The organism is Pseudoalteromonas luteoviolacea CPMOR-1, assembly GCF_001625685.1.
Lineage (GTDB): Bacteria > Pseudomonadota > Gammaproteobacteria > Enterobacterales > Alteromonadaceae > Pseudoalteromonas > Pseudoalteromonas luteoviolacea_K.
The window spans coordinates 87671-103915 of the sequence record NZ_AUYC01000028.1 but is presented as its reverse complement, the minus strand read 5'-3'; the positions used below and the strand labels follow the sequence as shown (position 1 = coordinate 103915).

At 44.5% G+C, this 16245-nt stretch carries 13 protein-coding genes; 1 reads left to right on the top strand and 12 read right to left on the bottom strand.

Annotated features, from left to right (window positions below; genetic code table 11):
• Window positions 1-508: 508 nt before the first annotated feature.
• The 3 genes from N473_RS11615 to N473_RS11605 form a co-directional block, all read right to left on the bottom strand.
• Entirely contained in the window at window positions 509-1105 is a 597-nt protein-coding gene (locus tag N473_RS11615; RefSeq protein WP_063368051.1) for a hypothetical protein, read from the bottom strand.
• Window positions 1106-2099: 994 nt separating this feature from the next.
• A complete protein-coding gene (locus N473_RS11610) occupies window positions 2100-2684 on the bottom strand; it encodes a hypothetical protein (RefSeq protein WP_155735589.1) in 585 nt (194 codons plus the stop codon).
• 207 nt (window positions 2685-2891) lie between these two features.
• Window positions 2892-3140 (bottom strand): helix-turn-helix domain-containing protein, encoded by a 249-nt coding sequence (locus N473_RS11605; RefSeq protein ID WP_063368049.1) that lies wholly within the window; start codon window positions 3138-3140, stop codon window positions 2892-2894.
• Between the two features lie 278 nt (window positions 3141-3418).
• On the opposite strand from N473_RS11605, the gene N473_RS11600 reads away from it, so the two are divergent.
• Window positions 3419-3697, top strand: coding sequence for a helix-turn-helix domain-containing protein (locus N473_RS11600; RefSeq protein WP_231099561.1), 279 nt, complete (start codon window positions 3419-3421; stop codon window positions 3695-3697).
• Window positions 3698-3782: 85 nt separating this feature from the next.
• Here the strand turns inward: N473_RS11600 and N473_RS11595 are convergent, their stop codons facing one another.
• The 9 genes from N473_RS11595 to N473_RS11555 form a co-directional block, all read right to left on the bottom strand.
• The gene (locus N473_RS11595) at window positions 3783-4607 is read right to left on the bottom strand and encodes an energy transducer TonB (RefSeq protein WP_063368047.1); all 825 of its coding nucleotides are present in this window, start codon (window positions 4605-4607) and stop codon (window positions 3783-3785) included.
• The gene (locus N473_RS11590; protein ID WP_063368046.1) at window positions 4608-5027 is read right to left on the bottom strand and encodes a biopolymer transporter ExbD; all 420 of its coding nucleotides are present in this window, start codon (window positions 5025-5027) and stop codon (window positions 4608-4610) included.
• A gap of 1 nt (window position 5028) precedes the next feature.
• Complete coding sequence (gene exbB / locus N473_RS11585) at window positions 5029-5739, bottom strand: tonB-system energizer ExbB (protein WP_081221107.1); 711 nt, start codon at window positions 5737-5739, stop codon at window positions 5029-5031.
• Between the two features lie 308 nt (window positions 5740-6047).
• Window positions 6048-7331, bottom strand: coding sequence for an HlyD family type I secretion periplasmic adaptor subunit (locus N473_RS11580; protein ID WP_063368045.1), 1284 nt, complete (start codon window positions 7329-7331; stop codon window positions 6048-6050).
• Window positions 7328-9037 (bottom strand): type I secretion system permease/ATPase, encoded by a 1710-nt coding sequence (locus tag N473_RS11575; protein WP_063368044.1) that lies wholly within the window; start codon window positions 9035-9037, stop codon window positions 7328-7330. The genes N473_RS11580 and N473_RS11575 overlap by 4 nt, the downstream gene beginning before the upstream one ends.
• Complete coding sequence (locus N473_RS11570) at window positions 9037-10929, bottom strand: choice-of-anchor tandem repeat GloVer-containing protein (RefSeq protein WP_063368043.1); 1893 nt, start codon at window positions 10927-10929, stop codon at window positions 9037-9039. The genes N473_RS11575 and N473_RS11570 overlap by 1 nt, the downstream gene beginning before the upstream one ends.
• 55 nt (window positions 10930-10984) lie before the next feature.
• Complete coding sequence (locus N473_RS11565) at window positions 10985-11602, bottom strand: heme acquisition protein HasA (protein WP_063368042.1); 618 nt, start codon at window positions 11600-11602, stop codon at window positions 10985-10987.
• Between the two features lie 129 nt (window positions 11603-11731).
• On the bottom strand, window positions 11732-13630 hold the full coding sequence (locus tag N473_RS26500; RefSeq protein ID WP_196766403.1) for a choice-of-anchor tandem repeat GloVer-containing protein: 1899 nt from the start codon (window positions 13628-13630) through the stop codon (window positions 11732-11734).
• A gap of 21 nt (window positions 13631-13651) precedes the next feature.
• Window positions 13652-16159 carry a TonB-dependent receptor gene (locus N473_RS11555; RefSeq protein ID WP_063368041.1) on the bottom strand — a complete coding sequence of 836 codons (2508 nt, stop codon included), beginning with the start codon at window positions 16157-16159 and terminating at the stop codon, window positions 13652-13654.
• Window positions 16160-16245 lie beyond the last annotated feature (86 nt).

Here is a 16245-nt window from a genome sequence, read left to right as displayed (position 1 = left end):
GTAATTCGGTCAGTTAATTTAGATCCTTTGGTCGGCTTTGGTAGTCTTTCAAACCATCGATAATTTCTCGTGACCGAAAACACCGCTTCTTACGTTAGTGGGTGGCGCTTTAGTCGTGCTATAGGCACATTTAATGTAGTTCATTATCTCAACAGCGTCGCTATCATGACTATTACCAATTCGACGTATATGCGTTATTCGTTGCTTTTGAGTGGCTACATTAATGTCAGTGTCGAGTTGGAGCACATTACTGCTTGGCATATTGGCGTGACCGTCTTTCGCTGAGCTGTCTAATTAGGTAAAGAGTAATGCGACTTGTACCAAGCGGCTATGACATATTCGATATACGGGAGAATAACCCCTAGAGATATAAGGAGGCTGCAGGCGTTTATAGGTAAATTGTGTGGTGCAGGTATGTCACTTTAGGTCGCAAGAGGAAGCTGAGTTAGTTATCGCAGTTTTGGCGCTCATTTTCTGTGCTCGATAACTTGAGATGTATATCTTTGAGTTATTTAGTTTGATTGACATTTGAATAGGCAATGTCTGAAATGACTTCGGGGGTGACATCTTCTAATTCTCCCAGTTTATCAAGAATGTCTCGAACCTCTCGTGAAGATGCGTTTAATGCGTGTATAGTCTCTTCGCCAAGGTCCTCTTTGAGCTTTTCAGAGTGATTAATGATTAAAAAGTTGCTCTGTAGGTTTCTGACGAGGTGATTCACACCCGCTATGGTCTCACGATAAATTTGGATTTTCTCCAGCTCTTTTTCCAAAGCCACCTGTTTGGTTAGCTCGCTAAAGTACTTGATGGTGAGTAATGCACAGGCCCAAATTGCGACTAATGCAATGCCACGATTAAACATGACCTTCCAGAGCTCTCCGCCGCTTGGTGAAATATAAAAGGCGAAAATGGTTAAACAAGAACCAAGTACGGCTAAAGTAAGGGTAAATCTAGTATTTTTTGCCCATAAAGAGATTAAGATTGGAATGATATGCGGGACGCCCCCTGCAACGCCCAGTGGGATTTGCGCATCAATCGCAAACACCATGGCCATGGCCAAAAAAGAAATAACAATAACTAAAATTTTATGATTGCTCTTTTGCATGATCCAGTCAATCTATCCGTATAAAACTTACCATCATTTGGGCAGCTAATGAGGCAGTGTCTGCCTACATTGAATGAAGAGATAAATTAAGGTTAGTCTAATTATTACAAGCTTGCCGATTTTCAATTTAATCATTTGTCTATACAACATAAACAAGTGCTGCGTGGCTGAGATTTTTATTTTGTTATTACTAATCAGTTTTTTATAGGTTTTAGTTAATGGCGAATTTGATATCTTTGGTAAGTAAGTCTGAGTTTGATGAAGGGTAAGTAGATGACTTTTCAAGCCAGTTGGCTAAGGCGATTTGCCCCATTTTGCTTTTACCAAGGGCGATCTACAGGGCGCTTTTGTAATTTAGGTTTTTGGTGCTCTGCGCTTGAATTGTTATCGATACAATATGGCCTAGGCTCTGCACATTTATGGCCACCAAGCGCCCTTAGACACTGAGTGTGTCCATAGTATAAAAAGTAAGGTGTTACCCAACACGTAAGGACCGTTTACTGGTGGCTTTGAATCAATGGAGTGCACCATACTCAAAGGACTTCCAAGTGCCTTTTCTGAGTGTGGTTTCCTTACAACTTATTCTTCATTGAGTATGATTGGCATGGCATGTTGCTAAACAAAGTAAAAAGGTGATGTTTTTGATGGAAGCAGCACAGGCTTTGGCGAGTTAGTTTATGACGTGGTGAATGACCAGAGGCAGCAGGGCGATGTAGGGAGCACTAGCGTTTGAAGAACCTTGTTAAGCTTCTGAAATTAAATAGAAATTGTTCTGTGTGCGACTAAGGTTGGGGGGATACGTTTTCGCCGCAGAGGGTTTGTTCTTGAGGTATTGAAAAGTGGGCAACAAGTCTAAACACAGACAATTAAAGTCGTACATGAACTTAATTAGTAAGTGCCAGAGGATCTGGCACTTATTTGTTAAGCTATTTTGCTAGTTGATCGCAACAATGCATGTAAATATTCATTTTTACAGAGAAAAATAAGTGAGGGTTTAAGTCAATTGCTTATTTTTTACTTGTATTATCAACATGGTGAGTAATAACCCACAGGTCACAGCAATAATTGCATACCCAAACGTTGTATAGATGTCGTAGATAAACCTTAAAGACTTCCAGTTAAGACCATTTCTTATCGCATTTTCAATCAAGGCCAATACATTCATAATACCAGCTGCAATGAATATCCAATGGAAAAGGCCATCAAAATCAGTCAGTATAATTTTTCCTGAACGTGAGAAAAATCGTGATACTTGTACCCGGAATATAAATAATACAATCGCAAATAAATTGATTAAAAGCTGTATGCCAAATATTTTGGTGCCAACAATGAGGTAGTTATCGTCTGGTGCTCCTAAATCTATGAGGCCGGTACCAAATAAAATAAACTCAATTAATATAACTACAGCAAGCATGATGGAAATGTGGCAAATATTAGGCTCTTTCTGTACTAGACCAAATAGAAAGCAGAAGATTAGTACTGAGAAATAAAAATGAAAAACATAAACAGGATTATCTACTTGTATATAGAAAGCGATAAGCGCAATTATTGTAACAAGTATCAAGTGTATCATTTTCATATGGTTAATTACTTATGTGCGAGCTTTGATCGAGAATGTATTTTCTATACTCATATAAATTCTTGGCTAAAGAAAATACGACAATAAAAAGTTATATTTGACTTTAATCTAAGGGGTTTACAGCTTTTACAGCATTAGGATGGTTTGGTTTCCACATTGAGCCGCCAATGACTTTTTTGAGAGATGCTGAATTGAGTGGTGTCATAATTATTCCTTATCTTTAATATCTTTTTGATCGGCCAATTTGTTCGATACATTGTTAATTTGTATCATCAGTGGGTTAATGTCAATTTTACAATAAGCAAGCCATTTGAAAAAATGACTAATCCGTGGCTCACCGACCCCAAGCTCATAATTACTCACGGTTTCCCTGGTGATATTGAGCTTATCGGCCATCTGCTTTTGCGTGAAGCCTGCTTTTTTGCGCATAGCTTTGAGGTCGTCACCGCTTATCACATTTGATTTCCTTTTGGATAAATATCAAAGGTTTTGTCTAATAAAACTATGTTGGTCGTTACCTATGTCGTAGAACCGCTCTAGTTAGAATAGCTATATCAAGCCTTGAATTTTGACAAAAATGCTGGAGGTAAGAAAATTTCTCATAAATAGTCCTTTTTATAAAATTCGAAGATTTTTCCACATTAAGCTCTTTATATTATTAACAATGCATTTTCATAAGTAAATAAGAAAACAGTTGTGAACGCAGCTTTTCGGTGATGTTTTCGAGGGAAACGATGAAGAATAATGTCATAAGACGAAAAATTAAAGTAAATAACTTAATGTCTGAGGTTCAGCATAACTTACGTGGGCTTAGAAAAAGAAATAATCTGACTCAAACTCAGCTTGGTGCAAAGTTAAGTGTAGATCAAGCGACTATTAGCAATTTTGAAACTGGCAGGACTGTAATGACCGTAGCCCAACTTTATGAGATCTATTTAATTTTTGGTGATGATTTTGATTGCCCGTTTATAAAATATACTGGAAAAGAAAATAATATACCTTCTGTTTACTAGTATTTTAAATAGGGGGTAATGTTGCATTTTGGCCTGTTTAAGATATGAGTTGCGTATTTTATTATATCGACGTGTTTCTTACTTGTTAAAGTAAATAAAACCTGACGGGCACCATAACTTTACTGTTTAACATATTCTCGGGTGGTAAGGGCAGAGGTTGTGCGCGTTTAACGACGCTTTTTGCTTCTTTGTTGAGGAGTGGATAGCGAGATGCCTGTACCACTTCTATGTTTTGCGCTTGTCCTTTGTCATCAATGACAAAGCTCACCATGACCGTGGCTTCTTGGCGTCTTTTACGTGCCATTGTAGGATAGCGCTTTTTCTTTGCAAGGTGAGCAATCAGCTGAGCTTGCCAGTTTTGTGCAGCTACCAAGGCCAGCTGGGTGTCTTGGCCTTGCTGTTGGGCTTGATTTTGCTGTGCAGTGGCTTCGGCTTGTATTTCTTTTGCGGCACTGGCGATACTCTCTTGCTGTTCAGGTTGATCAGTCACGTGTTTTGGCATGTCAGGCTGCTGAATCGGCTGGGGATTTTGAGGCGCTAACTCGGCCGTTTTTTTAGGCGCACGCTGTTTACGTGTTTGTGGTTTTGGTGCCGGATCTACCGCTTTTGGCTCTGGTTTTTTAGCCATGTCGAGCCGTCCATCATGTGTCAGTCCAATATTATTCGCCGTGGTATTTTGGGGCTCCAGCGGTGCAGGTATGCTGGCTGATTGCGCTTGCGAGCTGTGCAGCTCTTGAGACTCGCTGGTTGCCTTGGCCAAGGGTGCTAACTTGACGACAAAAGGCGCTTGAGAGATCACAGGCTGGGCTGGTGTATGTGGATGCCAACTCCACATGACTGCACCCAATACAGCGAGATGCAACCCGACTGCCCAAATAAACCCCCATAACCAATCACGCCGAGTGAGCACCTAATTTAAATCCTCTTCACCGACCAAAGAGATGTTGAGGTAGCCAATGTCTCTGAGAGTATTTAACGTGGACATCAAATCGCCATAATCAACCTGTTCATCTGCACGAATAAAGACGATTTGTTCTGGGTTATGTTGGCTTGCAGTATTCAGTGCAGCTGCTAACTCAGCGTGTGACACGGCTTGGTCGCCTAAAAAGAGGTGTAAATCTTTATCTAAGGACAAAATCAGCTGATTTTGATCTAAGGTGTGTGCTTCGGCATTGGCACCTGGCAGTTCGAGTGGCACTGACACCGTAGATAATGGCGCCGCAACCATGAAGATGATCAGTAACACCAACATGACATCAATAAAAGGCGTCATATTGATTTCATTATTGAGCGCAAATTCGTCCTGTTCATCGTCGTTCATCATCGCCATGTTAACGCAGCTCCAGTTGACGACCGGCTAAGACCAAAAGTTGGCTTGAAAGTGCACCGAGTTGCTTGCGATAAAGGGCAATGTGGCGAGTAAAATGGTTATACATGAGTACCGCAGGGATGGCAGCCACTAGGCCCAGTGCTGTGGCTAGCAGCGCTTCTGCGATGCCTGGGGCGACCACGGCCAAGTTGGTGCTATTGGTTGCGGCTATGCCGATAAAGCTATTCATAATGCCCCAAACGGTGCCGAACAAGCCGATAAATGGCGCGGTTGAACCAATGGAAGCCAAAGAACCTGTGCCTTGAGTTAGGCCATCCGTGAACTCGTCGACACGGGTTTTCATGCGCTGTAGAGATCGTTCCTTAACCCCTTCAGCTGTGGCATTATTTTTTGCGCCCCAGTCCATTTCGATTAACACCTCTTCGACGAGTTGCGCTTCTAAAATATGTGACTTGTTTAATTGAGAGAGGTCATCTTGTTGACGACTTTGTGCTAACAGGTGCGCGAGTCTGTCACGTGCGGCTTTAATTTGCTTTTGCTTAGTGATGAATACGGCCCAGCATGCAACAGATGCAGCGACCAACATCAACATCACACTTTTTACGACCCAGTCTGCTTGAATAAACATCGCATAGGCAGTCAGAGAGCCTGTTCCACTGGCTGATGCATTAAAAGCGAGTGACAGTGCTAAAAAAGCTAAAGCGTGTTTCATTGGTTCTTAACCCCTGATTTCTCTAAAAACGAACCCCTATAGTTAAAGAACGCATGAGATTAAAAAAACAGTAATGCTTTTTTAACTTTTTATTATTTGACGAGAACATATCCGCTTTGGGTCGGTCACGGTTTGATTATATTGAATTGGAGTTTTGAGCTTGGCGGTGGCTGTATATGATGTGTTGGTAGCTGCCTTACCGAAAAAGCGCGCGATCAAAATAGGCCCGCCTATGATACAAAATTGCATCGGGGAAACGGCGGGCACTATGACCAAGTTCGATAAGTGTATCAAAACAGGTACAAAGATTAAATATCTGCCATGGCATTTGGAATGCGATCGGTGAGTGGTTTGAGCAAATAACTCAGCATGGATCGCTCGCCATTTTTGATGAATGCTTGCACAGGCATGCCCGGTTGCAGCACTAATTTTTCTGTTAGTGCATCTTGGTTTACGCGAATGGCAACTTGATAATAAGGCTGCCCAGTGCGCTCATCGTTGATGGTATCTTGCGCTAAGCGTTCAACCTGTCCTTTCACCTTCGGTGTGGTGCTGGTGTTAAATGCACTGAACAACAGGTCCACATCTTGTCCTAACGTAACACTGTCGATGAGATTGCTGGGGATCCGTGCATTGACAATCAACCTTTGTCCTTTGGGGACAATTTCCATCAAAAGCTGCGATTGCGATACTACATCACCGAAGGCGTCTAAGCCGATGACTTGCCCTGCGACAGGCGCTCGAATTTCACTGTTGTCTAAGCTAAATTGTGCAGCCGTCATTCTTTGTTTAAAGTCGCTGATGCTAGATTGATTTTTCGCTCTTTGCTGACTGACTTCTTGACGATAGCCTTTGAGTGTTTGTTGGTGCTGCGTATCTAGTTCTAATAGACGAGCTTGTTGAGACAATAGTTCTGAGTGCGCATTGGCTAAGTCTGCACGGATCTCCGCGGCTTGCGCTTTGAGTTGGTACAGTTGTTCTTGCGATTGGAACCCTTTTTTAACCAGTGCTTGGGTATCATTGACCCAATTATCATAGACATCAGCGCGTTGCTTGTGGCTCGCTACAACGTGTTCAAGACCCTCAATACGTGATTGGGTCGTGTGTTTACTGTCTTGCATCAGTTGTAACTGTGTTTGCAATGCGGCGCGGCGTTGCTCAAATAACTGTTGATTTAGTGCCATTGCTTGGGTGGCTTGTGGTAAATGGACCGTGGTGAGTGCGTCTGAGTAAACCAGTGCGTTTGCGTCTTGCAGTTCAGCATCGAGTCGCTCTTTTTCAGCCAGTGCCATGTAATACTGTGTGGTTGCCGCGGCAAGTTGGCTTTTTGCCACTTTGCTATCTAGCACCAGCAAAGGTTCGCCTTGATCGACCCATTGACCATCTTGCACCAGCAGCGCTGAGATCACGCCGTGTTGTGGTGCCTGTATTTGTTTTTTATGTCCGGATACCGCGACCTGACCATCTACAACAACGCCTTTGTCTAGCGGTGCGAAAGCGCCCCAAACTAAAAATATACCAAGGCTGAGCGCGATCACCGTCCAGCCGAGACGAATGTGTTTGCTGCCGGCAATGTGTTGTTTTGTACTCATGCTGCAACTCCTCTGTGGCTTTGCTTAGCTTGCTGCATGGCACCAAGGACATTTTCTCTGGGCCCAAAGGCCTGCATATTGCCTTTATTCAATAGTAATATTTTGTCACTTAAGCCTAAAATGCTGGCTCTGTGTGTAATGAAAATTACGCTGCAACCGGACTGTTTGAGTGTTTTAATGGTGATAGCAAGCGCCGCTTCTCCGGCATCATCTAAATTTGAATTTGCTTCATCTAAAATCACTAACTTAGGGTTGCCATACAGTGCTCTGGCTAAGCCAATGCGCTGCTTTTCACCACCAGAGAGCCCCATACCGCCTTCACCAAGTATCGTGTTATACCCTTTAGGTAATTTTAATATCATGTCATGCACGCCAGCCAAACGGGCGGCTTTGATGATGGCTTCATCATCCATGCTGCCAAATCGTGCGATGTTTTCACGAATGGTGCCAGCAAATAAGCCCACATCTTGCGGTAGGTACCCCAAGTGTGGGCCTAGGCTCTGCTTATTCCATTGAAAAATATCGGCACCGTCTAGGCGTACTTTGCCTGCGCGTGGTGCCCAAATACCTGTGATAAGGCGTGCAATTGATGATTTTCCTGCACCAGAAGGGCCGATAATTGCTAATACCTCACCGGCATTTAATTCAAAATTGATATTGTTGAGCACGGGAGTGTGTGACATGGGTGGGATCAAAGTCGCATTTTCGACGGTGAGTTTTCCGTTTGGTGCCGGTAAATCAAGCCCAGCTTCTTGAGCGGGGTATTGGTGCAATAACGCATCAAGTCGTTGACGAGATAACTTGACGCTTTGCCATTGTTTAAATGCGCCAACAAGTTGTTCAACAGGTGATAGCATACGTCCGGCCATAATTGAACCTGCGATCATCATGCCTGCGGTGATCTGGCCATCAACAGCCAACCAAGCACCCGCACCTAAAATGACAGACTGTAACGCGAGACGGAGAATTTTACTGATGGCGGTTAATACCGAGCTTAAATTACTCGCCTGACTTTGATGACTGATACTGGCTTGATGTTGTGCTTGCCAGCGAGATTGTAAGTTGTGTTGCATGCCCATGGCATGTGCCACTTCGGCATTATTAATGATCCCGCTTGCTAAGCGCGTGGCGATGGCAGTGGCGTTTGAAGAAGCTTTCAGCGGCTTTTTAGCCCAGACTTCATTAAGCAGTGCCAAGGTAAAAAGAATAACGGTACCGACTAACGCAATGGTGCCTAGTATCGGATGGAAAAAGAACAGCAATAGCAGAAAGAGGGGGGCCCAAGGGGCATCAAAAAAGGCAAAGACTGCGGTGCCCGTCATGAACTGACGCACTTGATTTAAGTCGTTAATTAGCTGGCTTGGGTTGGCGTTTCCAGCTTTGAGTTGATGTTGATAAACAGCATCAAATACACGGGCATGCAAATCATTGTCAAAGCTTTCGCTAATACCGATCAATACGCGGCTACGTATCCACTCTAAAGCACCCATCAGCATGAAAAATCCAGCGACGATGAGGGATATCATTAATAAAGTGTCTAAGTTTGAAGAGCTTAAAACACGGTCATAAACTTGAAGCATATAGATTGCAGGGATCAGCATTAATAAGTTAATCACAGCGCTAAATCCGGCGACGTGTATTAAGCTACGCTTTTGTTTGCTTAATGCCTGTTTCAAGGCTTCATTTGGGACTGTAAAAGGCTTCATTATTTGGCCTCTTTACGACGCGATCTTGTCATGCCCAAGGCGCTTAATAATGCCAGTATACTCCAGTGCAACGTACCGCCATTGCCATAGTTGAGCGTTTCACTTTGTGTTACTTTTGGCTCTGCATTGACATATAAGGTGGCCAGTGAGCCTAATCGAGCGCCAACATCGACATCGTTGCAGTTGATAGAAAAAGTGTACACGCCAGTTTCTGGCGATATTTTAATGCTGCCTTGTGGCGCAATTACTTGATCAGGTACCCAATCGCCACTTGCTACCCCGCCGGTTGCAACACAGTCTTCTATGTTATTACCTGCCCAAGTGACTTCTGCTTCTTCACCCAGTTTGATGGTGCCTGGGGTAATGCTCAGTGTCACCGAGCCGGTTGGTTTCATGCCACTTAGGTCGACTTCGAATACAGTGCCAAAAATATCGTTTTCCCATTCCCAACCCGCTTCATCAATAAAGCTGCGGCCACCGTGTAAGGTGGTGCCATACATACGCCCATTTTCGGCTAATTTTAAACCTGTGGGCACTTTGCCATCGACATCTTCGCCGATGCCGCCTTTAAAAGAGTGCACATGTTCAAAGCCACTTTGTACCACAGCGCCATTTTCAATCTTAATCTTGTTTAATTGAATACGGTATAAGGTCCCATCTCCTGACATATTTTGCGCTTGGGATGGGTATGTATCGCCTTTACGTACTTTGATTAGCTCACTTTTATGCGCGCCCCCACTCATGGTGGTGCCATACAGGAAGCCTGTATCTGTGATCACCATAGGCCCTCTGGGCTGGCTGCCATCTTGGCCGTTAAATGTATGCAGTAGGGTAAACTCTGAACCGTCTTTTTTTAGTCTAAATAGTGAACCATGTGGGTTACTGCCATCGTAATGAGGAAATTCGGTATGGATGAGCTGAGCGGCATCTTGCATGCTTGAGTAATGCATATATTTACCCCCGCATAAGCCATTGGCATAGACGATAGGTTGTCCGGTAAATGTACTTATACCCTGTGTTTTACAGGTGCCAACTGAGGTTGAGCCATATAAGTAACCAGCTTGATCTTCCGCTAAATAAGTTGCGATTCGGTTCTCTGCATGGCCACCTGTATCCCAAGGTACTTCGCCTTGGTTGAGCGTGAAGTCGTGAATTACATTGATATCAACACTTGAGTCGTCACTGAGCTCTGCGGCATAAATCGCACCCACAGCAAAATTATCATCGTTCGATTTCGTATTGAAATATGGATAGCCTCTGGGGTAACCCAGGTAGCCATAAAGGGTATTACCACTGAGGAGCATGCCACCTGCGGCAGTAAAATCACCGTGAGGATTTTGCGTGAATTGGTGTAATTCTGTGAGTGTATTATCGCTTTCAAGACGCATCAGTCTTGAGTATGTTTTGTGGTCTGTATCGATAAACAAGAGGCGTGCTTGGTCATCAAAAATAGGATGGACGTTTGGGTATTGATTGAGCGTGCCATCAGCATTATCGAACACAATGGTTTTATTGCTGCCATCCGAGTGCACGTAAAATATATTACCTAAGTCATCAATGCTATAAAGTCTATCTAGCGTTGGATGCTGCACAAAACCAACGAATCCTTTGATGTGTTTTGCCAATGCAAAATAATGTCCTTGTACTGGTGCTAATCCCCACATACTGGGCGCTACAATGTCACTGTCATACCGCCCCACGGTTGAAAGACCGATTAATTGATCCCGCTGTGCATTGTAAATAGGGGGAGCATAGGGTTTGCCTGCACTTGGCCAACCCTCTGGGCCGGTGTAGTGAAGTGAAGTGAGGTAGTTTACGCTGACGCCATCGACAGCCGTGGTCGCAAGGCTAGAGAATGATAGGGATAACAAGCAGATACAAAGTTTTTTCATAGTAGACTCGATAGATTGCAGATAGCACTGCAGCGAAGCTGCAGTGCTTTATGGGTTAAGCGACTAGGTCAAAATCAGCCAAGCCTGCTACACCAACTGTACCAACAGTGTCGTTTTGAGTGAGATCGATGCCTTGTTGTGTGAGTAGATCTGTGAAGTAAGTGAACTCAGAGTCTTTTAAGCCATCAACAATGTTGTGGGTTGTGTTCGTGCCTTCATGGCGACCAATGACACCACCAGTTGCATCAAAGCCAGCATTTAGGCCGATTGTGTCTAGGCCATCGAAGCTCACTAGATCTTCTGCGAAGCTGTATTCACCATTTGCATTTTGTGTTAGGCCACGACCGAATGAAATCGAAGCAATTTCACCGTACATTGTGTGTGAAGGACCTGCGAAGAATGTGTAGTCTACGTATGAACCGTCAGCTGCTTGAATGATAAAGCCTAGGCTCTCAGTACCGACTTGGCCTTCTTGAACATATTGAGTACCAGAGAAAGTACCAAATAGTCCCCAGAAGCCCAGATCTACAGTTGGATTTGGGTTCTCTGCACCTGCAAAGCTACCGATGTTTTCATTGTAATCGGTGTTTTTGAAGAAACGAGTTGCATCTGTGAAGAAGTCGTTTAGGTTACTGAACGTGTAGTTTGCACTGTAAGTTACTTGTATTGACATGGTAATTCCTTAATCGTTAATTATTTAATATTGTTGACCTAAAGGTCGTTGTGAGAAGTACCTGCTGCGCGCCATGCTGATACTTCCGTTGTTATTGGCAAGGGCATGCCCTTGCAATTCGAATTTGGTTTAGTGCGTTTTTCTGCGTAAACGGCGACCTATCACCAATGCACCTAGCGCAAGCATGAAGCCGCCAAATGAACCACTGCTGCCTTTGTCTGCTTCAGGCTCAGGTGTAGGCTCAGGGGTTGTGCTGGTATCAGGCTCAGGCTTTGGTTCTGGCTCTGGCTCTGGCTCAGGCTCTGGTTCTGGTTCAGGCTCTGGTTCTGGCTCTGGCTCTGGCTCAGGTTCTGGCTCTGGTTCTGGCTCTGGTTCTGGCTCTGGTTCTGGCTCTGGTTCTGGCTCTGGTTCTGGCTCTGGCTCTGGTTCTGGCTCTGGTTCTGGGTTGACTAACACTTCAAGTGTTTGGGCATAAATCTTTTGATCAGTATCCTGACAGGTCAACACATAGGACTTTTCGCCCTCAGAGTCCGGTTCTATAGACGCTTGCCCATTGCTCTCTTTTAGACCTTCCCAATCACCACTGGCGGTACAGTTACTGATATTGATCGATTGCCAGCTTAGCTCTAGGCGCTCTCCAACCGTCAGTTCAGTTGTTGCAGTGGTAAAACTTAAAGCATGTTGTTTGACGGTAAATTCAAATACGCCACCAGATTCTGTGGTGTTATTACCGTTGGTGGCACCATAGATAGTCTGCTGCTCTTCTACGAGTGCGCCGGGTGTTAGACCAACAGGTCGGATAGAGGCTTGACCATCAAATTGTTGAACAATTTCAAAGCTATCTTTTGTTTTATCAAGATCTGCCGTATCTGCGCTTAAGTTGATGCGGAACAAAGTACCTGCTCCCGTTTCGTCGCCGCCATTGGAGCGCGTCGTACCGTAAATGTTGCCATCTGCGGCGAACACCAGTGGGCCCGCTGGTAAATGACCATCTTGTGCTGCTGTGATGCCATTTTCTTCGTTGCCAAAGGTATGAAGCAGACTGAAGCTGTTCGCTTTATTTTTATGGAGGCGCCATACCGTTTTGGCTGAAGTACCGTATAGCCAGTCTCCATGTTCAACAACGACGTTGGTTGTCAGCGAATGGTCGTCAATTAACCCATGAAGCTTATTGGAGAAGGAATGAAGTACTGTGACTTCTGAGCTGCCATCTGTCACAACACTGGCCAGATCGAGTTTAAATACGGTGCCACTGGCAAAGTCGTCATTGTCCAGTCCGTCATGGCTGCCTGCACCTGCCGAATTCGCATTTTTGTGTGCAAGGCCGTAAATGGCATTGTCGGCTGCACTGAAGATCAAGGCTGCGGGAGATTGTCCTTTGGTATAGATAAACGAACTGCCTGCAGCTTGTTTATATTCATCACGACCGAAGTTGACCAATATGTCTAGTTCACCTTCCGAGCTTAAGCGTAACAAAGCATAAAATTCATCATTGCGCTGTGATGCTGCAAAATAAATATTGTCTTGTGTATCGACGGTGATGAGGCCGTTTATTTCGAAACTGCCACCATTGATATGGCTAAGATCTAGACCCGATAGCGCATCCTGCATACCACCTTCTTCGGTCCATACAAATAAGCTTGATTTTGCACCACCAAAGGCTGCACCTAGGCTGTTTACCACGATATTGGTCGTAAATGCACCGATATCATTATTTACGGTATTAATTTGAGTATTAAAATCAGTCAACTTTCCTTCACTCAATTGCGGAGTGAAGTAATAAATCCCTGATTGACCGAGTGTTGTCATCGTGTTGCCAGCACCAGACATCATGCTACCGATCAACTTGCCACTTTTAGGGTGCAATACTGGTGGCTTGGTGGGCAACATGCCTTTGTCTCCGCCGAACATAATGGTCTGTGGGTTGCCAAACACATGTAATTGTTGCAGGTTTATTTCAGCGGCAGTTGCCACGTTCGCGCTCATTACAGCGCTACTGATAAGCGCGAGCCTAAAAGCTTTTTGCATGATTTTTACCCTTATCTTAAATTAGAATTTGATGTTGATCCGTCCAATCACACTGCGCCCTGGTGCTACCCAATATGAAGTACCATTGGCCTCGGCATAATTGAGGTCTTTAAGGTTGTCGACAGACAGACGCAGTTGGAGCTGTGGTGAGTACTGGTAATCTAGCCATAGATCGTAGATTTCCCAGTCAACAACATCTTTATATGCTGAGCCACCTCGACCATCGTTATCTTCTACACGCACGCGCGTACCAAATTTCAATTTGTCTTCGAGTAGCTTGACGCCAATCGTTAAGGCAGCGCTATGCTTTGCAGGCTCGATATAAAGTAAGCCTCCAGATTTTGTTTGACCTAGATTTGTTTTCGGGAACCCAACTTGGCTGCCCAGTGGAAACGGGTCATAGTCGCCCTGGCCTGGGTTAAAGTTCATTTTGGTGTAGTTCAGCTCGGCAAAAATATGTTTTGACTCATAGTCGGCTTGTAGTTCAAGCCCTTCAAAACGAACCTCATCGAGCAAATTGACATAGCTGCGAATATTGCTTCTATCACTGACAGACGTTGGGCTCATGACGGTACCTTGAACAATAAAGTTATCAACCGTATTGTTAAACCAGCCCGCTTTAATCATGAGGTCATGCTCATTGGCTAATTGCATAAACTCAAAGTTGATGCCAACTTCGTTATTGAGAGACTTTTCAGCTTTTAAACCGGGGTTTGGGTAAAATGGGAAGCTATTACCGGCGTGCATACCAAAAAGCAGAGTTTCCGTGATTGCAGGGTGTCTCACCCCTTTGGCCGAGCTTACATACGCCTGTATTTCATCGGTAAAGCGATAGGCTACACGTACATTAGGCGATATGTATTCGTCATGGCGTGCCACGTCAAAATGAGTAAAAATAAGCGTTTTAGACGGTGTTACGCCCGGCGGGTTTAGGATTGATCCTGAGTTGATTTCTCCTTCACCTTCGATTGAGAAGTGCTCGTAACGCACGCCTGTTTCAATGGATAAATGCTCCCCATATTGCCATTCTGCCTGAGTAAATACGCTGGCAACGGCACGATCGCCACCTGGTGTTGCACCTGTGAACCAAGTTGGATCGCCTGAACCGGGTGTTTGCTGAATCGCTTGAGGTTGTGTCCAATCTCTAAAGTATTCGGTACCGGTATTAAGGATTAATAAAGAGTCAGCCTCTGGCAACCATTGATGTTCGAGACTGAAAAATGCATAGTTTTCTAGCGCCATGCCAACGGTATTGGTCTCAAACTCAAGCGCAAACTCACCGTACGGGTTGGTGTCTTTTCCTGACTCAAAACGATGCTGACGCATGTTGGTGCGGTTGTAATAAATACTGGCACTTAAATCGAGGTAATCAGAATTTGGATTCCAAGTATAATCTAACTTAATGGTGTCATTTTTCAGCTTACTGGTTGCACCTGGTGCGCTGTCGGTGTTGGTTTGAACCGTGGTTGAGCCCTCCTCAAAGTCGGCGTAAAAGCCGATATAGCTCAACTTAATTGTTTGTTGGTCATCAATTTTATAACTGGCTTTGAGTAGAGAAGACCACTGATCTTGTTCGGTAAATGCGCTTAACGCATCGAAGTATTCACTTTTACCTGCATTGCCACCATTTTGACCTGGTTCAAATCGTCCTACGCTTTTTCGGCCAACGGCTGCTACCAGTTCTAAATTCTTTCCCACACGAACACCCGATGCTAACAGCCCTTGCAAGTGATAGGCATTACTGCCTGTTGCTAAAGAAAGCTTGCTACCATGTTCTTTCCCTTCGATTGCTAGATCTGCAAATTCAAGCGTCTTGAAGTTGACTACGCCACCTATGGCGCCTGCACCACCGGCATCACCCACTGGGCCTTTGGATATATCGACACTGGACAGTAATTGTGGATCGAGATAAACCGTGCCATTTGCGCCGTGACCACTGCGTTGAAAGTTTTGCCTTGCACCATCTATCATCACATTTACGCGGCCAAAGTCTTGTATACCGCGCACGTTGACGGCCACACCTGGCTCTTGGCGTGATTGTGAGGTGGCCACACCGGGCACATTATAAAAAATATCGGATGTATCTCTTGGTGCGACGCGGGTAAGCTGTGCTTGCCCTAACTTTGTGTCGGAAGAAGCCGATTGATAGATCTCAGTGCGCGCATTATTACTGGCATAAACATCAAGTGTATCAAGCACAACGGCTTGGTCATCAGTGATTGAACGGATGATGAAACTGCCATTCGCTGTTTTTTCGGCATACAACCCAGTACCTGTGAGTAGCTGATCGAACCCATCTCGCAATACAAACTCGCCTTTTAATCCAAGAGTCTGTGTGCTGCCAACTTGGTTGGGGTCGAATTGTAGTAAGACGCCCGTTTGCAGTGCTAACGTATTCAACGCGTTAGCTAAGCTGCCTTTTGGAATATCAAGTAGGTGTGCTTGTTGTGCCAAGGCTGCGCTTGGTAAAGCCAGTCCAGAGCACAGCAATGCAGTTAAAATTGAGCGAGGAGTACGAACGCCTATCATAAATGGTTCTCATTATTATTTAGAGCTACATATAGGACGGGGCAGTCAAAAAAAACAGTACCCAAAAACTAAAAAAATTCAGATTT